General features: G+C 55.6%; 16 protein-coding genes and 1 tRNA gene. 4 read left to right on the top strand and 13 right to left on the bottom strand.

Annotated features, from left to right (window positions below):
- Positions 1–441: 441 nt before the first annotated feature.
- Entirely contained in the window at positions 442–1,359 is a 918-nt protein-coding gene (locus HU759_RS08205) for an RES family NAD+ phosphorylase (RefSeq protein WP_169867460.1), read from the top strand.
- Positions 1,360–2,029: 670 nt separating this feature from the next.
- Here the strand turns inward: HU759_RS08205 and HU759_RS08210 are convergent.
- The 4 genes from HU759_RS08210 to HU759_RS08225 form a co-directional block, all read right to left on the bottom strand.
- Positions 2,030–3,250 (bottom strand): UvrD-helicase domain-containing protein, encoded by a 1,221-nt coding sequence (locus tag HU759_RS08210; RefSeq protein WP_346274607.1) that lies wholly within the window; start codon positions 3,248–3,250, stop codon positions 2,030–2,032.
- 154 nt (positions 3,251–3,404) lie between these two features.
- Positions 3,405–4,055, bottom strand: coding sequence for a TOPRIM nucleotidyl transferase/hydrolase domain-containing protein (locus HU759_RS08215; RefSeq protein WP_346274590.1), 651 nt, complete (start codon positions 4,053–4,055; stop codon positions 3,405–3,407).
- A 51-nt stretch (positions 4,056–4,106) separates the two neighbouring features.
- A protein-coding gene (locus tag HU759_RS08220; RefSeq protein WP_170040589.1) for an IS3 family transposase occupies positions 4,107–5,269 on the bottom strand; the annotation gives its coding sequence in 2 pieces (ribosomal slippage) (positions 4,107–5,014 and positions 5,014–5,269; 1,164 coding nt in all).
- Positions 5,238–5,819, bottom strand: a complete 582-nt coding sequence (locus tag HU759_RS08225) for a hypothetical protein (protein WP_186617459.1) — start codon at positions 5,817–5,819, stop codon at positions 5,238–5,240. The genes HU759_RS08220 and HU759_RS08225 overlap by 32 nt, the downstream gene beginning before the upstream one ends.
- Before the next feature lie 317 nt (positions 5,820–6,136).
- On the opposite strand from HU759_RS08225, the gene HU759_RS08230 reads away from it, so the two are divergent.
- Together HU759_RS08230 and HU759_RS08235 are read left to right on the top strand one after the other, a co-directional pair.
- Positions 6,137–8,284: an AAA family ATPase gene (locus HU759_RS08230; protein WP_170040587.1), complete on the top strand. Its 2,148-nt coding sequence runs from the start codon at positions 6,137–6,139 to the stop codon at positions 8,282–8,284.
- Positions 8,285–8,330: 46 nt separating this feature from the next.
- The gene (locus HU759_RS08235; protein ID WP_225933038.1) at positions 8,331–9,704 is read left to right on the top strand and encodes an FRG domain-containing protein; all 1,374 of its coding nucleotides are present in this window, start codon (positions 8,331–8,333) and stop codon (positions 9,702–9,704) included.
- 81 nt (positions 9,705–9,785) lie between these two features.
- Here HU759_RS08235 and HU759_RS08240 read toward each other — a convergent pair whose 3' ends face one another.
- From HU759_RS08240 to HU759_RS08250, 3 genes are all read right to left on the bottom strand, one after another.
- Positions 9,786–10,679, bottom strand: a complete 894-nt coding sequence (locus tag HU759_RS08240) for a viroplasmin family protein (RefSeq protein WP_170040586.1) — start codon at positions 10,677–10,679, stop codon at positions 9,786–9,788.
- Positions 10,680–10,823: 144 nt separating this feature from the next.
- A complete protein-coding gene (locus tag HU759_RS08245; protein ID WP_169867462.1) occupies positions 10,824–11,570 on the bottom strand; it encodes a hypothetical protein in 747 nt (248 codons plus the stop codon).
- A 71-nt stretch (positions 11,571–11,641) separates the two neighbouring features.
- Entirely contained in the window at positions 11,642–12,577 is a 936-nt protein-coding gene (locus HU759_RS08250; RefSeq protein ID WP_169867463.1) for a hypothetical protein, read from the bottom strand.
- Between the two features lie 953 nt (positions 12,578–13,530).
- On the opposite strand from HU759_RS08250, the gene HU759_RS08255 reads away from it, so the two are divergent.
- Positions 13,531–14,361: a hypothetical protein gene (locus tag HU759_RS08255; protein ID WP_169867464.1), complete on the top strand. Its 831-nt coding sequence runs from the start codon at positions 13,531–13,533 to the stop codon at positions 14,359–14,361.
- 374 nt (positions 14,362–14,735) lie between these two features.
- Here the strand turns inward: HU759_RS08255 and HU759_RS08260 are convergent.
- From HU759_RS08260 to uca, 6 genes are all read right to left on the bottom strand, one after another.
- Positions 14,736–14,809: transfer RNA gene (locus HU759_RS08260), tRNA-Gly, on the bottom strand.
- Between the two features lie 281 nt (positions 14,810–15,090).
- Positions 15,091–15,975 carry an alpha/beta hydrolase gene (locus HU759_RS08265; RefSeq protein WP_170040585.1) on the bottom strand — a complete coding sequence of 295 codons (885 nt, stop codon included), beginning with the start codon at positions 15,973–15,975 and terminating at the stop codon, positions 15,091–15,093.
- A 304-nt stretch (positions 15,976–16,279) separates the two neighbouring features.
- Positions 16,280–16,972: a pseudouridine synthase gene (locus HU759_RS08270; protein WP_170040584.1), complete on the bottom strand. Its 693-nt coding sequence runs from the start codon at positions 16,970–16,972 to the stop codon at positions 16,280–16,282.
- Positions 16,972–17,184, bottom strand: a complete 213-nt coding sequence (locus HU759_RS08275) for a cysteine-rich CWC family protein (RefSeq protein ID WP_138451929.1) — start codon at positions 17,182–17,184, stop codon at positions 16,972–16,974. The genes HU759_RS08270 and HU759_RS08275 overlap by 1 nt, the downstream gene beginning before the upstream one ends.
- 51 nt (positions 17,185–17,235) lie before the next feature.
- Positions 17,236–19,008 carry an allophanate hydrolase gene (atzF, locus tag HU759_RS08280; RefSeq protein ID WP_017137306.1) on the bottom strand — a complete coding sequence of 591 codons (1,773 nt, stop codon included), beginning with the start codon at positions 19,006–19,008 and terminating at the stop codon, positions 17,236–17,238.
- A gap of 28 nt (positions 19,009–19,036) precedes the next feature.
- Positions 19,037–22,675, bottom strand: coding sequence for an urea carboxylase (gene uca, locus HU759_RS08285; protein ID WP_186617461.1), 3,639 nt, complete (start codon positions 22,673–22,675; stop codon positions 19,037–19,039).
- Positions 22,676–22,788: the final 113 nt, after the last annotated feature.

The following is a 22,788-nucleotide window of genomic DNA, read 5'->3' on the forward strand; positions in this document are numbered from 1 at the left end:
GAAGGATCCACGGGGCTGCAAATCATTTGGATAGATCGGAACGCGCATGGCAATTCTCCAATACCTCAGGGCGTCGGCTTCCCGCTGACTATCGTCGAAGTGCATGCGAAAAGGGGGGGAAGCATCTGTGCGCAAGGGCTTTGCTGGCCGACCGCTCGATCCAGATAAATCGATGCGGTGAACCTATCGCGGGGCTTGCCCCTGGGCAACTGGTGGCTCCCGAGCTCGGAACAATGGGGAGGGCTCTAACGGGCTTGGCTGTAAAAATCTGAAAAGGTTGAGTAGGATGAGGGAGATCGGCGGATCATTCGTTGCAGGCTGACTGTCCACAGGCCGTGTAACTGTAGCGCGGCACTATGGTGCGAGAGCTGATCTCCTTGGAGATGGCGCGTGGTTTAGGGCTAAAGCCATTTGGGATGTTAAGAAAACGAACAGGTAAATATGGATATGATCCAGACGACCGCGCAGAGTATGTTTGACGTTTTTGATGATGAAATTGGTGTTGACGGATATTATGAAATGTTCCGCGCCAAACTTTTTCCGAATTCTTCGCCTAACAGTATTGATGTCGCCGCCTTTCGATTGGAAGGCAAGATTTTCAGAAAGGGAAGTTCTTTCTCCAGGGTGAGACGTGTTTCAGTCGAACAAGCTGAGAAGTTTGTCGCAGGGCAAATAACCCTCGATGATTTTTATCCTCCTAAACCACATAAGATGTCAATTCCGCAAGGGCGATTCAACGAAGGGAATCGTCGTGTGCTCTACGTAGCGCAGCACCCTCTGCTTGCTATGAAAGAATGTGAGTTACAGACGGGCGAGTATTTCCTTCTAAGCTACATTGAGTTGTCCATCGACATGTGTTTTTTCTACGCAGTTCCCGGTGTAGATGCTTTTACCGACATGGTGTATCAGCTTCTGATGTCTAAGGATAAGAAGTTTTATCCTGTTATTAATCGGGTCAGCAACGACATGCTCAGGTTTGAAGGTTTTCACGGGATTGCTTATGACTCGGTGAAAATGCCCAAAGGGTATATTGACGAGAAATGGGGAGCGATTGCCGAGCCGATGAATATAGCCGTGTCGGGAGAGTTTATTCGTAAAACAAAACTTGACGTCGCATGGCTTTCTTACTGTGGCGAGGGGTTTGTACCATTTCAACACGCAATGTTTAAGTCGCTAAGTAATAAAAAGAAAAACAAAATTACCCATATAAGCTATTGGGATGACAAGGCGCGCTTTATTGCCGAAGTCACGAAGGAACAAAGAAGGCAAAACTTAAACATTGGCAAAATTTCGCGATTGCTCGATCGAGGCTCTTACCAAGATTTTGGCCATCCGCCAGTCAAGATGCTGTTTAAGTGATTGAAATTGGCGGCTCTGGACAGTGCTAGCTTAGGAGCACAAGGCTCGCTCTTCCTCGGCGTCGTACAGGGTTTTCGTAACACTGTACTGGGGAGGGGCTTCTGCTATGACCGTAACCCTTGTGGTTGCATAGGGCACTGATATTGCTTAGTCGCTGCGACCTAGGCCTTGTTGATAGACGCCCGCGCTATCCTAGCTCCGGCATTGCACCCATGGTTTTCAGATGGCGGTAAGGTTCTGTCGAATGAGGTCAGGCGCGGATCTGTCGTCTTAAAACTGTCTTACAATAGCTTCTGCAAGACGGTCAGTTCTGCTTTAGAGTCAGAGGTAATGTCGGCCTTGCGAGTACCGCCGGAAACCTTGCGTTTGACCCCTCTGATTGGAGCTAACTGGCGTAGCATGCAGAGCGCAGGGGCATTTGCCACCGATTGATCCCGCGCGCAGCCCCCCGTCGGTTGTAAAGTACCCCGTTAACAAACCAACCGGTGTGCTGGTCGTTCCAGCCGTAAAAATTTTCTTCAACAACGTATGCCACGGCATGGCCCGACCAAAGATAAATAGACATCTCATTGCGTCGGAGATGTACGCTATTGGTCGACCCTTACCGTCGTATAGTGTTTCTTCCATATCACTCCCTACATATCATGTGTAGCGCTAATGGTTGTATTCGCTAAAGGTTCGGTAGAGGGAATTCCAGAATAGGCGTTTTACTAGAGATCGTGAGGGAGTGCCTTGCTCTGGAAATGGCAACGTAGAAGGACTTGGCAGCTGCAGATTTTTGCCTTGCGTAGTGGCTCGCGTCGGGAATCAACACGTGGTCGAACTCCAGCCCTTTGAGAAGCAGGGGCGTTGAAATTGTCCTGGCGACCGGTGCCCTTCCTGTCCTGCTTAGGCGCAGCCTTACTGCTTCCGACGCAGCGACAAGGCTCTGATGCCTGCCATCCATGATTTCACTTAATGCCCGCCTGGTGTCACCGATGAGCTCCCCTCGGAATGTCCTCGACAGGGGATGACTCCTTTCCAGTTTCAATACCTCCAGAGCACCTTCAGCTGAACCACTAATCGACAGTAGCGCCCAGGCGGCGGATATTTCTCTATCGAGAATGGCATCGGATGGATGCCCTGGCGCAGCCGGAGCACGAGTGATCGCATCATCAATAAGTGATCTCAACCCATCGGCGCGTGCTTGTGGCGCTGATACTGCGATATCCCAGATTTCTGCAAAATCCATCAAACGCTTCGCCGCTATTTCTTCAATCGATTGAAAAGCACCCCTAGTGCTCTTGGCTAAGTCATTGCAGGTGGTTCTCCAGCAGTTTATCGCTGCCGTCGAACCGGTTCTGGAGTTAAACTCATCAAAGAACAACGACATATCAAATGCGTTATTGCTCTGTATGTAGTTAATGGGCCCCTCTCGCAGATCGATTGGTTCCCCTGCCATCAACTTTTGCCGAGTTTCCGCAATCCATTTACCCAGCGCGGTATTTGCTGTGGCCCAGCGGTGGGGTATTTGAAGTTCATAAGCGTGGGTGAAGTAACTGGCGACGGAGTCGCTCCAGCCAATTTTGGTTTCGACGAATTCAAAGATGCCCTGCATGGGATCCCCGAAAATAACGGTCGGAACGATGCAGGAGAGCCAGCCAGCAATCAAATGCTGGTACTGCTCGCAGTCTTGATATTCGTCTATCAGCACGCGGTCGTAGGAGGCCTTGATTACCTCTTGGACGACAGGGCTTTGCAGGATCGAAGCCGCGCCAAGGTATACGTCATCCCAATTGGGCTTGTTGGGATGCAGTTCAGATCTTCCTGAACGACCTGGGAACGCCTGGACGTATTGGCGAGCCCACGACGCGATGGTGTCTACAACGACCTTGTCGCTGGGCACGTGCATTCGCTGTAGGCGAGCCCGGATTGCATGAACGCCTGCATGCGTGTGAGTCAGTACCAATGTTCGGCGTCCTAGGGCGGCCACCTTGGCGATCAATTCCGTTTTCCCATGGCCCGCTGGGGCCACAACGGCCCGACGGCTGAGCGTGAGAATGGACTCAGGCGTTACCATAAAGCCAGCTCTCTACGGTGCGGAGGCATATGCCTATGGACGACACCTGTGGGTTGTCGATTATTTGCATTACGAGAGCGGATATAGCGCGACCGCGCTCAGCATTTTTGAACCAGCTTTTTTCGGCGGCAAGATCGCTTAGGCGTAGCCGGAGGTCTGGGCTGGAACCAACCAGATCCCAATCACAAAAACAGGCATCGACATCAAGGCCTTCGAAGGTCTTTTCTAAGTGATCCAGTAGCGTGGGCTCACTGATGAAGCCAGCCACCAGATCGAGCAGGCCGTCAATTTGGGCATCAGTGGCTGATTGGAACACCGCCCGCTCCGTGTTCAGACCACCCTCATACTCGATGACGCGCACGTCTTGAACTTGTAGTTTGGTAGCAAAGTGAGCGTCCAGTTTTCGATCTGAATCTCTGAACAGACCCACTTCGTATCCGAGTGCCCGGAGCGCGAGTGCCAAGGGTGGGCCTGCTGATCCTCCTCCATCAACAATGGCCGCGCCGAGTTGCTCGATCGGAACGCCATCGTGTCTGTCGGGGTAGCGCTCCCTCAATCCAAGCATCATTCCCAGTTCTGTTGCACCTTCACAGAGCAAAATTTTCCGGGCGAATAGAGCCCGTGGAGCCCCCTTCAAAACTCGGGAAATATCTCCGCTTGCCTGGGCATGTTTGATGTCTTGTAGTGGTCAACTAATCCCGGACACGACGTTAAGTTTTTCCTCGGCCCGCGCTGGAGCCAACCCATCGTTGAATTGATGAGGCCTAATCCAGTTGTAGCGATGCATCAAAAAATGGCTGATGTCGCGCTGTGCTTCCTGTGCAGTTCGATAGCCCACGGTCGGTATCCATTCTGTTTTCAAGCTGCGAAATACGCGCTCCATCGGTGCGTTATCCCAGCAGTTTCCTCGTCGACTCATGCTCTGGCGCATGCGGTATCGCCACAACCGCTGGCGAAAGAGTCGGCTTGCATATTGCGATCCCTGGTCCGAGTGGAATAGCAGATCCGAAGGCCTGCCACGCTGCTCGTAAGCCATATCCAGCGCTTTGATCACCAGCTCAGCGTCTGGCTTTTCCGACAGCGCCCAGCCCACGATCCGACGCGTACAAAGATCCAGGACGACAGCCAGGTAATGCCACTTTCCTTGCGCCCAAATGTAGGTGATATCGCCGCACCAGACTTGATTGGGCGCTGGCACGTCGAACTCGCGGTTCAATGTGTTCGGGATATCCAGTCTTTCTACTGTTGCTCGTTTGTAGGCATGGGAGCCGGGTTGTTTGCTGACTAAATCTAGCTCGCGCATCAAGCTGCGCACTTTGAATCGACCGATCTGCTCACCGTCTTCACGCATCAGCGACAAAATGCTGCGACTGCCCGCAGCACTGCGACTTTGTGAGAACAGCTCACTGACACGACTACGCAATCGAAGCCGTTCAACATCGGGTGAGCGGCGCCGCAGGCGCTGGGCGTAGTAACACGAGCGAGTGACGTCAAACACCTTGCACAGCCAATCAACCGGCTCATGGGCACTCAGTTGGTCAATCAGCGCGAACGCTCGTGATCTTCCGACATCAAGAGCGCGGTAGCCTTTTTTAGTATTGATTTCTCTCGCTCAAGCCGAGCAATTCGGGCTTCCAGCTCCTGAATTTTTTGCTGTTCCGGAGTCAGTGCCTTGCTCTGCGGGGTAACGCCTTTATGTTCTTTCTGAATCTGGTCAACCCAGCGGCGCAATGCCGATTCACCAATGCCGAGTGAACGGCTGGCTTCGATGTAGCTGTAGTTTTGTTTGAGCACAAGGTCGGCAGCCTCGCGCTTGAATTCAGGAGTAAAGGAGCGGCGTTGTTTGGTCATCTGACACCTCGATCTGGCGAGCATTCTCGCCTAAATGGGTGTCCGGTTTCATTAGACCACTACATATTTCCATTCTTATCATTGGAGCTGTGTACATCGGAGTTGTCTTTGCAGGGCAGGTGAGATTCACTGGGCAGACTTGACCTAGTGTCGGGTCGAGCTTTAACGGCTTGGTGATTAGCGATGATGTGGCGCTTGAACCCGCCATTTTGAAGGCGGTCAAGGCTGTCAACGGAAGCGTTTCTACGAAAGCTTCCAGGCCGCTAAGAGTGACGGATTTCTCATTGGCGGATTGGAGAGCGGACGCAAGTGCAGCCACAATCCCAGCGCGCGCGTCGCTTTCAGAAGGTGTCGGCGTTTCAGGAGGGCAGTTTAGGGACGAACTTCTGAGCTCGTAATAGTCCAGATACCCCAAGCCTTTAGAAAGGATTTCGTTGGCTAGCGTTTGCTGGATCGAGGACTGAACTGGCCACCTGTTTTTGAGGCTTTTGGCTAGCTTCTTGAAGGCTGCATTGGGCAGCAAATCTTGGGCATAGATCGGAACGCGCATGGCAATTCTCCAATACGTCAGGGTGTCGGCTTTCCGCTGACTATCGTCGAAGTGCGTGCGAAAAGAAGGGAGAAACACCTGATGCGCAAAGGCTTTGCTGACCGACCGCTCGATTCAGATAGATCGAAGCTCGACGGTATCACGCTGCTAAAGCTTCATCAACCTCCCGAACTGACACTGCGCTGATGCTGTGGCAACGGGGAGGCATTTACTTGCAATAGTAGCTTTGGCGTGAGGCCAGGAAAGCGGTCTTTCCTCTGGGGCGTGTCAGTAATAGGATACGGACGTGTTAGTTTCTGGCAGCTAAGGACAGCGACGTGATCAAGAATCTCATACTGCGTGGCGTATCGAGCTACTCGCCCGAGCTCAACTCCCAGGTCGGCCCACTCACGAAAGTGAACATGTTCTATGGGCACAATGGCACGGGCAAAACCACCATTGGGAACTACCTCCAAGACCCTGCTGATTTGCTGTATCACCAATGCCAGACTCAGCCTGCTTCAGCGGAGCGTGAGGTGTTGGTGTACAACCATACCTTCATGGAGGCCAACTTCCAGGCCAGTTCGCAGGCCGGCATCTTCACGCTCAATGAAGGCAATATCGAGGCAGAGAAAGAGCTGGAGGCTGCCGAGCTGGCCCTCAAGCAGGTGTTGACTGAACATCAGGCCGAGGTGGCGGCAGGGAACGCGTTTGGCGACTCTCAGAAAGCCAACAAAGCGGACATGCTGGATCAGCTATGGGCCCTCAAAAAACCTTTCGAAACCGGCCCTCTCCGGTATTGCCTCGTTGGGCCCAATACCAAAGAGCGCCTCGGCGACAAACTACGTGATATTGCGCTTGTGACATCGAGTGAGGATTTCACCGCGTTGGCAACTGAGGCGGAGCAGTTGCAGTCTGCGGGAGATACCGAGCTCCCTGCGATACCTACTCTCAGATTTGCAGAAAGCGAGGTTGAAACCAGCCCCCTGCTTTCCGAAGTTATTTCCGGATCCGGCGACTCGTACCTTTCCGCATTGATTACTGATCTGGGTAACTCGGACTGGGTCAAGCATGCCCTTGAGTTTCACGAACGGGAGCAGTGTCCGTTTTGCCAGCAAACCCTGCCAGCTGGTTTCTACGATGAAATCCGGAAGGTGTTCGACAAAACGTACGAGCAGCGGGTCTCTCAGTTGAAAGCTCTGAAAAACCGATATGACGGCGGTGTCGCTCGATTGAAAAGCCAGTTCCAACGTGCGGAGTATCGAGCCCCTGAGTACCAGGCACTCCTGGCAAGGCTGGACGCATTATTCACCCAAAACATTCAAGGTTTGGCTGCCAAATTGGCGAGTCCATCCATGATCGTCGCGCTGGAGGCTACTGGAGCCGTTCTCGGCGAAATCAATGCGTTGATCGCGGAAGATCAGCTGAAAATTGATGCCTTCAATCTGAAGGTAAAAGACAAGAAAACCCATCTGGAGAACATCAAAACACGTTTCTGGAACTGCTTTCGGGCGAGCTGCGACCAGGTCATCACGTCCGCGAGAAAGGTACATAGCGAGCTTGGTGTCAAAAAGGAAGCGAAGCGGAAGCTGGCTGACGAGATCCGCATAAAGGCTCAGGTTCACCGGGATGCCATTGCTCTGAGCAAAGCCAAGATCACGAATATCGACCAGTCCATCGACAGCATCAACATGTCGTTGGCTGTGCTCGGGCTCAAGGGCTTTCTGGTTGTCAGGGAGGAGGGTGAGCTTCCTCGTTACAAGCTGCAAAGACCCGACCAGCAGGCTGACGTGTTCAAGACGCTCAGTGAGGGAGAGAAGACGCTGATCTCCTTCCTCTATTTCCTGGAAGTCTGTAACGGCGAGCTCGATGAAAAGGGTGGCAAGCTGAAAAGTGAGCGGATCATTGTCATCGACGATCCCATCTCAAGCCTTTCTCATAACTACATCTATGATATCGCCTCCATGATCCACCGGCGAGTCCTCAGCCCGAAAGAGCGTTTTAAGCAGGTCTTTATCCTCACCCACAACCTGTTCTTCTTTCACGAGATGCTTAATCACCTCAAAAAGTCTGACGAGTTCTCGTTATTCCGGATCACCAAGGCAGCACACAGCGTCATCACGCCCATGAAGGCCACTGACGTACAGAATGACTATCAATCATTTTGGCAGGCCATCAAAGATGCCCAAGCGGGGCGTACCTCCGCTACCGTCATTCCGAATATGATGCGAAACATCCTGGAATATTACTTCACGTTCGTACACCGCCTGGACAAACTTCAAGCGGCGCTGGCCACACTAGCGGATGAGGATGCTGATTTCAAAGCCCTGTATCGATACGTCAATCGTGAGTCACACGCCGATGCGGTCAACATTACTGATTTTGGTGAGATTGAGCCGGCGCATTACCTGGAGCGATTCAGGCAGGTATTCGTAAAAACAGGGTTTGAAGAGCACTATGAGAAGATGATGGGGGAGCAAACCTGAGTCGACTGTCGTGGTAAGATTTGCCGCAACAGTTAAGGCGTCAGCCATGGCAACTGCAAGCCTGTTTATTCTACAGCCTGTTACATTGAAATTAACCACGCAAGGAGGGGGTAGGGTTATGTACAATTTTCTAGTGACTTCTCGCGAGGGAGCTTGGGAAAGTCTCGGCTACGAGTATGATAAGAGTCGTTTTTTGGAGTATACGAACGATGATATTGCTGCAAGTTTCAAGGAGCTGAAAGAGCCTCAGCTAAAAGCATTGATGGAGCTCCCTTGTCTCTTTGCGTACGAGGGCACTCGCCACACTATGAGGGTGGGGATGCTTGAGGTGAAACTTCGCAACAACGGCAAAATTTTATTCGTTCGCCCCATCATGGATGATCGGATTGCACCCATTGATTTTGAACAAATCAAACCCCTGCAAGCCGCTCTTGATATCCGCGATTGGGAAATCAACCGCACGCACTGGGCAGTTAAAGACGAGGATCTGCTCGATGTTCTCTGCCAAGTAGGTCTCATACCAGACGGGGTGGTGGGCTCGAAAGTAACTAAGGAGGATCTCCCGGCCACCTTGCCTCCGGAAACTAACGCTGACAGCGTTGGAGCTTTCATTGAGCATGTTTTTCGACTAGACCATGGCCGTCGCGAGGTTTTTTATCGGGGGCACTCCAATAGCAAAAAGTATCGGTTGGAACCCTCAATTTTTCGCAGGGATCAGGATGGTAACTTCGTCTACCGAGATGCTGAGGATAGGATGTATCGGGAGCTTCTGGTTTCCAATTCCCTGGATTTCAGTGGCGACATTTATACCCTGGATCGCTTGGTGCGGATGCAACATTATTCGTTACCGACACGATTGCTTGATATCACATCGAACCCACTGATCGGTTTGTATTTCTGCTGCAAGAGCCACTTAGATGATCCTGGAGAGGTCATCGTGCTCTCCATGGATTCTGAGTATATAAAGTACTTCGATTCAGATACGGCAAGTTGTATTGCTAACCTGTCTCGTTTGTCAAAAGGCGTCAGGGACTCAATCACATTCGATTCTGAAGACGTCGGTGGTTTTAACGATCAGCGAGCACTGAAGCAGTTGCTTCATTTCATTAAGGAAGAAAAACCATTCTTTGAGCCCCGCCTGGAGCCTGGGCATCTTCGCTCCGTGTTGTGCGTCAAAGGTAAACACACCAATAGCAGGATCTCATTTCAGTCAGGAGCTTTCCTTTTGTTCGGTGATGAGGCGGTCTTAGATGAGGAAGGAACTCCAGATATTACTCTTCATCGTATAGCGGTGACGAATAAACGAAATATTTTGAGAGAGCTTGATCGGTTGAATATAAACGAGAGCACCGTGTTTCCTTATATAGAAAGCTCAGCGAAGTACATTGCCCAAAAGTTTGCCTTCCAAGCCAGTGAATGAAGAGACAAGTGCACTTCTTCTATGCGCTTGATGCCGTTGCTGGCGGGGGAGAGCTGGTGCTCGCCACCTGGTTGCAATCGGTTAGGGGAGGCGATCGATCGCTGCACCGTAATCAAATTTTACGGTTGATCCGGACACGAGGACTGCTTCGAGTTGAAGCTTGGATGCGTCCTTGACGATGCGAAATTCGCTCACTTCCCCTGCTTGGCGGGTGAGTTTCCAGATCAACCTGAGCTTCTCGGTGGCCATGCGCACCTCTATCGCGCCTTGGGAGGACTTGGACAAGAAAGCATTGAGCTTGCTCTTCAGCTCAAACCTAGAGTCGTATGGGTAAGGGCCAAGGGTGAAGGGGCCGTCCCCGATAATTCGATCAAACTCGATTTTTGGCTTCATATGTAATGCTTGGATTTCGCGATGCTCCCGCCAGCGGTTCCAAACCTTGATACCCCTGGCAGTGCAGTGTTCGATCCAGCGTGTCTCTGCCTCCAATGAGGCTTGTTCAGACTCGCAGTTTTCCACGACTTTGAATGCTGGGGTCATCCCGTCATCGAGTATCTGGGCGATTTTGGCTGCCGCACGCTTGCAGTCGTGTTTGGCTTTCCCAAGATGGCCACGCTGTCGGCCTTCGAAGTCGCCTGTCTGCCCCACGTAGAAGGGCTCCTCCGTCACGGGATCAATGATCAGGTAGACGACATAATGCTTGGCAACCACGCCTTCCAAGATCGACTGTTGAGGGACGACGGTCGGCTGTTGCTCCGACGCTTGCGTGCTGAAGTGAAGAACCGGTGAGTGGTTCGAACCTGGCGTGGGGGTGTTCTGGCGGTACCACTCCTCAGCGAGCGCGAGCGTTGCGAATGACTGGTGTCTCGCGTCCGGAAAGCGGTCAATCGACAAGCGAGCTCCACCTTCCCAGCTATTGAAAATCCCGATTTTCCGTCCGTGGACGACAGCGTAGAACTTCGGTTTCTTGGCCATCCTGTGCAACCTCCCTGAATGACTTACTCGACCTGAGGATCAGATCTGTAAACCTTGTAAGCCATTCAGGCACTAACCCCATGTTCGATAGCGCAAGAAGCGTCAAGGCGTCGTCGATAGGGACATCCCTGGGCGTTTGGGGCTCTAGGCCTGTCTTTCCATCCAGAAAATGGTCGCTTCAATTGCTTCCATCACGCGTAGCTTCAGTCCGCCGGTCATCTTAACGATTTCAAATTGATGAGCTGCCTGAGCCTCAAGCCAAGCTGGGTCGAGACGCTCCTGCAAACTCGCTATGCCGCCAGGACTATTCACGAAAGGGCTGATCGGCCAGGTATTGAGTTCCTCGGCCAGCAGGCGGATCTTGTCCGTTAACACCAGCCAGTCCAAGGCGTGTCCAGGAGAGATTGAAGCGGCCATGCTCAGTGCGTGATGAAAGTCCGGAAGCCTGGAGTGAGCAGTTTCCATCGCAGATTTGAGACTAATGATGTTCTTCTGCTCAAGCATCCCGCTTTTCAATAGCTTCAGGTTCTCTACGTCCAGCACCGCACTGTCGACGGAAGTGATGGGCGTCTCATGACCGAAAACACTGGATCTCTCGTAAGCATGGATGACTGAAGCGGCGATGAGATTAAGCGGATGGAGTGTCAGCGTCTCTCTGCGATTCTTGGGCACAAGCTCAACGATTACGTAGAAAATATACGCTGAGAAAAGCCCTACAAGCAGGTCGCTGGAAACGCTTGCTGTGGCATCAGCACGCAAAAAGGCAGGAACCCGACCGCCCTCCAGGAAAGGCCACAAGTCCAGCTTAAGGTTAATCAGGACGATGAGCGCCAACACCATCAGTGCCGCGCCAAGCAACCATTTCTCCCGCGTTTCCCGCCAAATCCACATACACTTACCTCCGTGAATGCCCGCTAGCTTAGCCGCAGGGAGGCGCTTTGACATCAAATGAGCTTGGCGTGTCAATCAACTGCTGAGCTTACCGCTGAAACTCTGGATCCGTCGTTGCGTTCTGTCTGTTCCAGCCGCATTCCTTGGTGCTCGTAAAGGAAGGCTGGAAGGCCGATGCCGAAAGCGCCGATAGCGTTCTGATCAAGGATCGCGTTTGTTACGAATTCGAGCATGGCAGCATCAGTTCGCTGGCCTGCGTCCATCGCGGCGGCGAATGCGTCGTTGGCCTCTTTCTCAAAGAATTCACGCATGCCGATGACTGCGACCTTGCCCTCAGGTATCTCCGCCATCTGAGCAACAGCTGGTATGGAGTCAGCATTGCTCCCGTCTCCATCGTCAGGCCCTGGCACGATGTCGTATTGATAGATGTGGTACTTGCTCGTAAGCGGGCAGCGCACGCTCAGGACGAATTCGGCTTGATAAGCGGTGAAGTTCTTTTTCATTCCCTTGTGCTCGCTAGCGCGGTCAAGTACAGCTTGAATCGAGTGCTGAACTACGCCAGCAATGAACGCGGCGCTCAGCAAATAATTGGGCCCATAGTCGCTGCGCTTGAACATATCGCCGTCGCAGTGCTGACCGATGAATTTATGCCTCTCGCATGGCATGGCCAGCTGGTATTTGTCGTCACGATAGGTCGGTTTCAACTCTCCCAGGTGGTTACGGATCGAGTTCATGATGTGCTGGGAAACAAGAGTGCTTCCTGCAAACGCGATAGCACAGCCGTCTTCATAGATGAACCCGTGATAGCCGTTGAACCAATTGCCAAGCAGGTTTACACCGTTCACGCGAATGGGAATCTCGTAGACTTTCTTGTAACCATTGACTAGCACCTCGCCTTTCTGAGTGATGCTACTGTCAGAGGCAAAGAACGTTCCTCGGCCATGAACGCTCTTGATACCTTCAAAGTCCAATTGTTCCAGCGTGTGACCAGCCACAATCAGCGTCATGCATGTGCTCCCGGAAATTGATCAGCATACCGAGAGCATGGGGGCTTTGACATCAAATCAAGCGGCGACGTACTCAGTTGCCAGCCTGTCAGCGTCCTCCTGGGAGAAGTCATTCTGGAGCACGCCACGGCGTTTCAGCTCGGCCAGGTACTCGAACTGTGACAGATCGCCGTTCGCACGAGTCGTGGCTAGGGCCTTGCATCGAGTATGTCCCTGACAGCCTTATCTGCCACGGGATCCGGCAGGTGAAGTACGACACGGATGGCCAGGCGCTACCGGAGGACAAACGGTCATTGCAGGACTATATGCGTCCGCTGTCGACAAGCATGCAGGCAATGCGGATGGAAGGGGGCTTCTGATCCAACTGCGGTCTTTGGTCTCGCCTGGTCTTGTTTGGTTTGGTTTGCATTCGGATTCGGGGTTAGAGAGAGCCCTCAGCCTCTCGGGCTCAGTCTTGTTGTTGCGGCATCTCAGTGTCGAAGCAACCGTAGGTGGCTGGCTGCATTCATATTGGTTACCTGTAGCAGAATAGGTTTAGTGTTACTGAAAGAGCTGCAATACGCCACCCATGTTTTATCTAATTAACTTGACTGGGGTGTAAAGTAAAGCTGCTTTGGTTGTGCGGGTGGTGAGTAGGTTTAGTTGCTGTTGGAATATTTGAACATTTGCGTGAGGTTGGTTTATTAGGTCGCGCTGATGGGGATAAGGAAAGTTGTTTGGTTTTTTGAAATATCGGGATTGGCCTTTGCTCTGATCATGTCTTTTTTTTGAGCCGGCTTGTCGATGATTCCGGGTCGTGATTGTCTGTGGTTATGGGATCGTGTTGGCCGGCCAGCTCAAAGGGGGTGTAGTTGGATGGGTACCCGAAGAAGGCAGAGTTTTTTTCAGATAGGTACCGACGTCTTCCGGTTGAGGAATTATCATCGGTTTATTCTTTAATTGGGGTTTTGAAAATGGATGCTAACACTCGTGCTGCTGTCGAACTGTGTGAAGACGTACTGCGTGGAGACTATCAATACAACGCTGAGCACAGGATCTTGGGCAGTACCAATCGTCTCATCGAAAGCCTGCTGGGGCGTAGCCATGAGCTTGCCGATGCTTACGTCGAGCTTCGTGATGGATTGTCTGCTGATTCGGAGGCTTTAAAGTATTTCTTTGAGATGTACACCACGGCAGTCACCTCCTGGAGTCCTCAGAAAATAAAAAAGGCACGGGAGGATAAGGAGGAGCTGACTGAACTGAATGTGCGCATTGCAAAGGTTTCAGAAATGCTATCTGAGTTGCTTTCGCGCCGGACGGAAGTTAAAGAGAGATCGAGTTTTACTTGTGATACCTACTACCACATTGTCGACGTGGTGGAAGGGGCTTCTGAGGAGAATGGGCTTTTTAGCTCTTATTTGAAGGGGAAATTAGAAGGCCTGGCCTATCAGTATGACCTGAAATACTGGCCGGCCATTAGTGCGGTGGTGGCGCAAATCGGTTTTGACGCGGCTAATGCGGTCACAGTCGCACGCGACTCTACGGCAATTGCGGCTACTGAAGCTCGTCGCCCTGGATTGGCTGACTTTCTGAAAGCCTTTGAGGCGACGCTTGATAAAAATAGAGTGGAGAATAACGGACTTATCCCCGATGAGTTTTCACTGTCGGATAGTTCCATGGCCTCATTGGTCAACTGTGGGATCGGGTTGCGAGTTGAGGACTTAGTTGATGCTAGCTTTGTGAAACGCTACCGCCAACGTGAGCGTGATCGCACGAAGAGGGAGAGGCCGGTGTCGGGCGACTGAGCTTCTAATTGGCTACTGCGTGCTTGCGGGGGGGAGAGGGTTTTCTGGATCAGGAGGGGTGTCCGCTAACTCCCTTTCTGAATTTAGTTTTTGGCTCGGCTCGGCTTGGCTTGGTTCGATTTGGGTTGGCCTGAGGGTAGCGAGGGATGGCTCTAAGACATGGCGTCGGAGCGAGTCTTTGAGGATGTATTGAAGGGGAGCTGGCCAGGTAGCTAGCGATAAAGTCATCCTTGTGGACAGCGTCGACGGTGCACCAGATTTTGGTAACTCTTGGTGACTCTCGGGTAGGATTTGAAGGCTAGACGGAGATGCTTTGATAGCTCTTCAGGGCTTGGTGGGATCGTCTGGAATGCCCGGATTTACTGGCTTTGAGGTGGAGCGGGTAGAGGGAATCGAACCCTCAACTAAAGCTTGGGAAGCTTTCATTTTACCACTAAACTATACCCGCATTACGCGTTTTTACCATGCACCAAAGAGGGGTGTCCAATAAGAACCCTCGTCGGAAGCTTGGGAAGCTACTGTTCTACCATTAAACTATACCCGCTCAGAGCGGCTGACTTTGTACCAGATGTTCGCCGGGATTTGAAGTTTTTCTTCGAAAAATGTGTGAGTTGGGTTCATCAAGCTTGTGTGGGAGCTGGCTTGCCTGCGATTGCATCACCTGAGTGTGACTGGCACACCGCGGCGCCTGCATCGCGGGCAAGCCCGGCTCCCACATAAGCCTCGGCTTCAGACAGCAAACGCATGCTGCGTCTGGCCCTGGTGATAACGCAACCGACTCACCTGGCGTTCTGGTTTCAAAAAGCCCACCACCGCATCCCGGCTGTCCCTGCAGGCCGCCTTGTGCTCCATGTCCAGAAAATGCCCGGTCGCCTGGATGGTGCTGAAGCTGCTGTTGGCCACGTGCTGGCCAAACAGCTTGGCATCCTCGGCGCTGGTGTACTCATCCCATTCGCCATTCAAAAACAGCACCGGAATGTCGATCTGCCTGGCGGCTTTTAGGTAGCACAGCCGGTCACTGTTGAGCACATGGCTGATGTGGAAGTGCATCTGCCCGTATTCATGCTCGGCCAGGCCGCTCACATGCTTGTAGTTGAAGCGCTTGAACAGTGACGGCAGGTGTTTGCCGATGGTGCTGTTGACCAGGTGGCCGACGTTGTGGCGATCGAGGTTGCCGAGGTAGTCGACACCGCGTTCGAGGTAGTCGCGCATGGGGGTGTTGATCACCGGCGAGAACGAGCTGATCACGGCCTTTTCCACCCGGCGCGGCCGGTGGGCCAGGGCGACCAGGGCAGCGGCGCCGCCCCAGGAGAACGACAGCACGTGTTCGGCGCCGAAGTGCTCGATGAGTTCCAGCAGGATCTGGCCTTCGACTTCCTTGGTCAGCATGTGCTCATGACGGTTATGGATTTTGGAGCGGCCAGCGTAGGGCTGGTCGTACAAAACCACATTGAATTGCGGGTACAGGCTTTTCACGGTTTGAGCGAAGGATGCCGTGGTGGCCATGGAGCCGTTGACCAGGATGATGGTCTTTGCAGCAACGTCCGCGCGATAGAACTCCGTGTAAACCCGATACTGACCCTGTATATCCAACACAGCGATTTCTGGCCTCATGTCGTAAGACTCCTGGCAAGCGGGTAGGGCGCGCAGATCACTCTGCACGAGCTTTATGACAGGTAGGCATACGCCTGGAAGATGAGGCCCATGTCGGTCCGATAACGGCTGGCCGACGGGTGTTGTTATGGCGGGCTGTTTGCCTGGAACGCCCATAGATCAAGCGCGGGCGGGGCAAGGTGTTTCTTGGAGGTTATGGGGCGACTCGCCAGTCATAATTTGGCTGACGTCTTGATTCAAGCAGCACAGGCGCCAGCTCGCAAGGCGCCAAGCTGGTTTTTTGCCATCACCGGCTGAACGGTCGTCAGACCTGTCGGATTTCTTCGTCGGTCAGTTCCCGATATTCGCCCGGCGCAAGGGTGGCATCCAGCACCAAAGGCCCCATACGCTCACGGTGCAGGCAGATCACCTTGTTATCAAAGTGCCCGAACATGCGCTTCACCTGGTGATAACGGCCTTCGATGATGCTCAGGCGTGCGGTCCTTGGGCCGAGTAGCTCAAGCTCAGCGGGTTGAGTGGTGAGATCTTCAAAGGCGAAATACAGGCCCGCGGCAAAGGTCGCTGCATACTCAGGACCAATGTCCTGCTCGGTATGCACGAGGTAAACCTTGGGCAGTTTGGTCTGGGGTTGGGTCAGGCGCCGCGACCATTGGCCATCATTGGTGATCAGCATCAGCCCGGTGGTGTTGAAGTCCAGACGGCCGGCGATGTGCAGCTCATGCGTGTCCGGTTCACTCAGCCAATCAAGCACGGTGGGATGCACCGGGTCGGCGGTAGCGCTCACGCAGCCTTGGGGTTTGTGCAGCATGAAATAACGCGCCGGTTTGCCGGCTTGCAGTACCTCATCATCGACACAGACGCGGCTGAATGCTCGCACTTCATGGTGTGGGTCGCTGACGGCCACGCCATCAACTGTCACCCGTCGCTCAACCAGCAGCACACGCACTTGTTGGCGATTGAAACGCGGCAGGTTGCTGAGGAAACGATCAACGCGCATTACGGCTGTTCAGCCCCACGCAATTGCGCATCTACCTGCGCACAGCGTGGGCACAGGCAGGCCTTATTGCGCAGTTCATCGGGCAGCGCTTCGAGTACCGCCGGGTCGATGGTGACGCTGTAGCACCAACAGGCTTGGTCGGCGGTGCGTGGGTCGGCCAGGGCGCAGTCGTTGCGGGCACCGCAGGCAGGGCAAAGGGTGGGTGTGGTCATGTCGGTTCGGGCTGTATCGCGCAGTTCCCTGCACGATACAGCGCCGCCCCGCTATTGCAAGCTGCGCAGGTAGCCGCGCCAGCCGCCGAAGTGGCTGATGTCCACGGCGCCGGTCAAGCCATAGGGCTCGCAGATGAAGCCGGTTTCCCAACGCCCGTCGGCCAGTTGCACCTTGCCCAGGCCCAACGGTGCGGGGATACCGGTGAGGAAGGAGCCCAATTCGCGGCTCGGCAGTTCCCACACTTCCACCTCAATAGCCACGCCGCCTTCGCTCACCCGCAGCATGCCGGGGCGATAGGGTGGCCCACCGGCCAGCGCGAACAACTGATAGTCGGCCGAGCTGTGGGTGCGCTCCAGCAGGCGCGCGCCACGCCGCACTAATTGGCCGTTAAGCGCCAGCCCCTGCAGATGCGCGCCGCACACCACCAGCCGGGTGAAGTCATGACCTGCGCTGCCGACAGGCACAGGCAGCGACGTATCGTGCTGGCGCTGCAACGCATCTGCCACGCCCAACAGGTATTGGTCGGTGAAAGCTCGGCCAAACAGCGTCACACCCCAAGGCAAACCGTTGTGCATAAAGCCGCTGGGCACGGCGACGGCGGCGTAATCCAGCAGGTTCATGAAGTTGGTGTAGTAGCCCAGCTCGGCGTTGCGCAGCACCGGTTCGGCGCGCAGTTCTTCCAGCGTCACCGGGCGGCCGATGGTCGGCGTCAGTACGCAGTCGAGGCCTTCAAGCAAGCCATCGCACTGCGCTTTCAAGGCTTGCAGGCGGTACTGCGCACGGAAGGTCTGCACGCCGTTTACCGCAGGCGCCTTGGCCAGCACCGCACGAATTACCGGCAGCACGGCCTCGGGGTTCTGCTCCATCAGTTCACCGGCCACGCTGTAGCGTTCAGCCACCCACGGCCCTTCGTAGAGCAGGCGCGCGGCTTCCAGGAAGGGCGACAGGTCCAGCGTCACCGGCTCGCCACCCAGTGCAATCAAGCGGTCGATGGCCTGCGCAAACAACTGCGGGCCTTGCTTGCAGCCGAAGTACTCCAGGTCCTGCTCGCGCGGCACGCCAAAACGAAACGCTCGGGGTGCGCCAAACGCCGATGCATCATTCCACGCCGGGTTCGCTCGGCTGTACGCATCCAAGGGATCGAGTTTGGCAGTCAGCGCCAGTAACTGGCTGGCCTCGCGCGCGGTGCGGGTAAAGGTGGTGACGCAATCCAGCGTGCGGCACGCCGGCACCACGCCGGCTGTGGAGATCAAGCCTTTGCTCGCCTTGAGCCCCACCAGGTTATTCAGCGCCGCCGGCACCCGCCCGGAACCGGCCGTGTCGGTGCCCAGGGCAAAACTCGCGACACCCAACGCGACGGCCAGTGACGACCCGGCGCTGGAGCCGCCCGACGGATACTCCGGCAACACGCTGTTGGGGCACGCGCCATACGGCGAGCGGCTGCCATTGAGCCCGGTGGCGAACTGGTCGAGGTTGGTCTTGCCCACTGGCACCGCGCCCAAGGCGATCAACTGCTCGACAATGCTCGCGTTGCGCTGCGGCACATAGGCGAACGCCGGGCACGCGGCGGTGGTGGGAATGCCAGCCAAGTCGATGTTGTCTTTGATCGCAAACGGTACGCCGAATAACGGCAACTCAGCCGGTTCGCGCGCGTCCAATGCGGCCAGGTACGGCTCCAACTCCGCTTCGGTAAGCAAGTGGATAAACAGGTGATAATCGGGGTTCAAGTGCGCGGCTTTCTCGCGCAGGTGCAGCAGCACTTCACGGGGCGTGGTGTCGCCACTCAGGTAGGCATTGCGCAGGTTGTCCAGTTGCAGGTTCATGGCTTGTCCGCCTGTAGAAATAGAAGAGTCAGTCACGTTCGAGCACCACCACCCGTTGCCCGGCGCCGATGCCGCTGCCGGGTTGCACGGGGATCTCGCGCACGGTGCCGGCGAACGGCGCCACTACCGGGATTTCCATTTTCATTGACTCCAGAATCACCAGCACATCGCCAGCCGACACGCGCTCGCCGTTAGCCACCTGGACTTGCCAGAGGTTGCCGGCGATCGGGCTGTCGACACTGATTTGGTTGGCCTGCAACGGCGTGTCTGCACCTTGTGGTGCCGCGAGTTCTTCACTGTCGAAATGCGCCTGGCCACTGGCAATCCAGCGTTCACGCTCGGCATTGAAGGCGTGCTGCTGATGCTCACGAAACGCGCCAATGCTTGCGGCTTCGCGCGCGAGGAAATCCTGATACTCCGCGAGGTTCAACTGGCTGTGCTCGATGCTCAATTCAAAGCGCCCCAGCGGAAAGTCGCGCCGGATCTGCACCAGCTCATCAGCCGTCACCGGGTAAAAACGGATCTGGTCAAAGAACCGCAATAACCACGGCTTGCCATCAAACGCCGAGACCTCCCGGTAGCGGTTCCACATCTGCAAGGTGCGGCCCACAAACTGATAACCGCCTGGGCCTTCCATGCCGTACACGCACAAATAAGCGCCGCCAATGCCCACCGAATTCTCGGCGGTCCAGGTGCGCGCCGGGTTGTATTTGGTGGTCACCAGACGGTGACGCGGGTCCAGCGGTGTGGCCACCGGGGCACCGAGGTAAACGTCACCCAGGCCCATTACCAGGTAGCTGGCATCGAACACGGTGTGGCGCACTTCATCGAGGTTGGCGAGGTCGTTGATGCGACGGATGAACTCCAGGTTGCTCGGGCACCACGGCGCGTCCTTGCGCACGGTGGTCATGTATTTTTCGATCGCCAGCTGGCACGCCGGGTCGTCCCACGACAGCGGCAAGTGCACGATGCGCGAGGGCACTTGCAGGTTGGGGGTGGCGCACACAGCGGCCCATTGCGTGGTGATCAACGCCAGTAAACCGGCCAGCGGCAGTTGTTCGGGCTGGTAGTGGATTTGCAGGGAACGGATGCCTGGGGTCAGGTCGATGACACCTGGCAGGGCGAGAGTTTCCAGGGCTTGCATGAGTGCATGAGCACGAAAGCGCAGCACCAGGTCCAGCTCGGGGGCGCCGATTTCCAGCAGCAGGTGAGTGTCGCCGGCGAGGCGGGCGACGAGGCGGGTGTCGCTTTCACCCAACTCCAGCACCACAGGCGATCCGATCGTAAGTGGGCCACGGTCGATGTGGGAGCCGGGCTTGCCCGCGATGGCATCAATGTGGTCTGCCTGAGGTACCGAGTTGTCTGGATCGCAGGCAAGCCAGCTCCCACATTGATCCCATTTCAGGGCGAGGTCGCGGGCGGTTTTGAGGTTCACCGGTTCGAACCGCAGTTTGTCCCCGGCCTTGAGTTGCCCCAACTGCCAAAGGTCCGCCTCGATCACCGTCACCGGGCACACAAACCCGCCCAGGCTCGGCCCATCCGGCCCCAGGATCACGGGCATGTCCCCGGTGAAATCCACCGCGCCGATGGCATAGGGGTTGTCATGAATATTCGACGGATGCAGCCCCGCTTCGCCACCGTCCGTGCGCGCCCATAAAGGTTTTGGCCCGATCAGTCGCACGCCGGTGCGGCTGGAGTTGAAGTGCACTTCCCATTGGGTGGCGAAGAAGGTGTCGATGTATTCAGGCTTGAAGTATTCCGGCGCGCCGTGCGGGCCATAAATCACCCGCAGCGTGCGCACCGCAGGCAGGGGTTCAGCGATCAATTGCTGGCCGGCGTCGGCGTCTGTCAGTGGCAGCAAATGCAACACATCGCCAGTGCGTAAAGCGCGCCCTGCGTGCCCGCCGAACTGGCCGAGGGTGAAGGTGCTTTTGCTGCCCAGGTAATCCGGCACTTGCAACCCGCCGCGCAGGCACAGATAGCTGCGCGCACCGGCACCTATGATGCTGCCAAGGCTCAACACCGCGCCTGCTTCAATCCGCAACGCTGTGTTCATCGGCACTGGTTGGTCGTTCAGCAACAGCGTGATGGCTGCGCCGGTAACAGCGACGACCGCCGCGCAATTAAAGCGCAACAGCGGCCCATTCATGGTGATTTCCAGCGCCGCCGCGCCGTCGTCGTTACCCAGCAGGCGATTGCCCAGGCGCAGTGCGCGGCTGTCCATTGGCCCGGAGGGCGGCACACCGACGGCCCAGTAGCCGAGGCGGCCGGGGTAGTCCTGCACACTGGTTTGGGTGCCGGCGCTGAGCACTTCGAAGGTGCTGGCGCTGTAGACCAGGCCTTCCAGGCAACGCGTCCACGGGCGGCCGCTGGCAAACGGCGTGGCCAGCAGGATTTGGCGCAGGTAGTCGCGGTTGGTTTCCACGCCGTAGAGCTGGCTGTCGCTCAATGCCTGATGCAGACTCAGACGCGCCTGTTCGCGGGTCGGCGCCCACGTGATGAGCTTGGCGATCATTGGGTCGAAGTAGGGCGGGATTTCGCAACCGGCTTGCACCCAGGTGTCGATCCGCAAACCTTCAGCCGTCGGGAAATCCACACGGGTTAACAGGCCTGGGCTCGGCTGGAAATCCTTGCCTGGATCTTCCGCATACAGCCGCGCCTGAATCGCGTGGCCCTGAGGGTGCAGCTTCAATTCTCTCAACGCAGGTAGTTCACCCGCCGCCAATTGCACCATCCAGCGCACCAGGTCGACGCCCCAGACTTGTTCGGTGACGCCGTGTTCTACCTGCAGGCGCGTGTTCACTTCGAGGAAGTAGAAGCGGCCGTCAGCGCTGTCAAAGATGAACTCCACGGTGCCGGCGCTGCGGTAATTGACCGCCCTGGCCAGGGTGATGGCCGCCGTGCACAAGGCTTCGGCCATGCCGTCGGGCAGGTTCGGCGCGGGTGTTTCTTCGAGGACTTTCTGGTTGCGCCGTTGCACGGAACAGTCGCGCACGCCAAGGGCGATGACGTCGCCCAAACCGTCGCCGAACACCTGCACTTCCAGGTGGCGGGCGTGCTCGATGTATTTCTCGATAAACACACCGGCATCGCTGAAGTTGTTTTGCCCCAGGCGTTTGACCGCTTCAAAGGACTCACTCAGCTCTGTCGCATTGCGGCACACACGCATGCCGATGCCACCGCCGCCTGCGGTGCTTTTGAGCATGACTGGATAGCTCACGGTTTCGGCCGCCAGCAACGCTGTATCGAGGCTGTCGAGCAGCTCGGTGCCTTCCAATAATGGAATTTGATGGTGTTTGGCCAAGGCCCGCGCGGTGTGCTTGAGGCCGAATACGCGCAGCTGTTCGGGTGTCGGACCGACGAAGGCTATCCCCGCATTTTCGCAGGCTTGGGCAAAGGCGGCGTTCTCTGAGAGAAAACCGTAGCCAGGATGAATCGCCTTGGCGCCACAGGCCTTGGCGGTGGCGAGGATTTTTTCGACTGCCAGGTAGGTGGCCGCCGCCGCGCCTTCGCCGAGGCTGTAGGCCTCGTCGGCTTGCTGGATATGCAGGCTGGCTGCGTCGGCTTCGGCGTAGACGGCGATGCCTTTGACCTGCAGCTCGCGCAAGGTGCGCAGGATGCGGCAGGCGATGGCGCCACGGTTGGCGATCAAGAGTTTTTCGAACATGGCAAAACCCTGCGGGCCGTCCCGCAAAGTGAGGGAGCACTGCGGTCGTCCGCAGTGCCTGTGGTCAGTGTGGGAGCCGGGCTTGCCCGCGATGGCGGTAGGGCAGTCAGCTT

The sequence above is a fragment of the Pseudomonas sp. OE 28.3 genome, assembly GCF_014268205.2.
GTDB lineage: Bacteria > Pseudomonadota > Gammaproteobacteria > Pseudomonadales > Pseudomonadaceae > Aquipseudomonas > Aquipseudomonas edaphica.

What these genes read in the sequence shown, in the direction of transcription:
- HU759_RS08205 (WP_169867460.1), top strand. Translation starts at nt 442, where the DNA reads ATGGATATGATCCAGACGACCGCGCAGAGTATGTTTGACGTTTTTGAT.
- HU759_RS08210 (WP_346274607.1), bottom strand. Translation starts at nt 3,250, where the DNA reads ATGCACGTGCCCAGCGACAAGGTCGTTGTAGACACCATCGCGTCGTGG.
- HU759_RS08225 (WP_186617459.1), bottom strand. Translation starts at nt 5,819, where the DNA reads ATGCGCGTTCCGATCTATGCCCAAGATTTGCTGCCCAATGCAGCCTTC.
- HU759_RS08235 (WP_225933038.1), top strand. Translation starts at nt 8,331, where the DNA reads ATGGCAACTGCAAGCCTGTTTATTCTACAGCCTGTTACATTGAAATTA.
- HU759_RS08240 (WP_170040586.1), bottom strand. Translation starts at nt 10,679, where the DNA reads ATGGCCAAGAAACCGAAGTTCTACGCTGTCGTCCACGGACGGAAAATC.
- HU759_RS08245 (WP_169867462.1), bottom strand. Translation starts at nt 11,570, where the DNA reads ATGTGGATTTGGCGGGAAACGCGGGAGAAATGGTTGCTTGGCGCGGCA.
- HU759_RS08250 (WP_169867463.1), bottom strand. Translation starts at nt 12,577, where the DNA reads ATGACGCTGATTGTGGCTGGTCACACGCTGGAACAATTGGACTTTGAA.
- HU759_RS08255 (WP_169867464.1), top strand. Translation starts at nt 13,531, where the DNA reads ATGGATGCTAACACTCGTGCTGCTGTCGAACTGTGTGAAGACGTACTG.
- HU759_RS08265 (WP_170040585.1), bottom strand. Translation starts at nt 15,975, where the DNA reads ATGAGGCCAGAAATCGCTGTGTTGGATATACAGGGTCAGTATCGGGTT.
- HU759_RS08270 (WP_170040584.1), bottom strand. Translation starts at nt 16,972, where the DNA reads ATGCGCGTTGATCGTTTCCTCAGCAACCTGCCGCGTTTCAATCGCCAA.
- HU759_RS08275 (WP_138451929.1), bottom strand. Translation starts at nt 17,184, where the DNA reads ATGACCACACCCACCCTTTGCCCTGCCTGCGGTGCCCGCAACGACTGC.
- atzF (WP_017137306.1), bottom strand. Translation starts at nt 19,008, where the DNA reads ATGAACCTGCAACTGGACAACCTGCGCAATGCCTACCTGAGTGGCGAC.
- uca (WP_186617461.1), bottom strand. Translation starts at nt 22,675, where the DNA reads ATGTTCGAAAAACTCTTGATCGCCAACCGTGGCGCCATCGCCTGCCGC.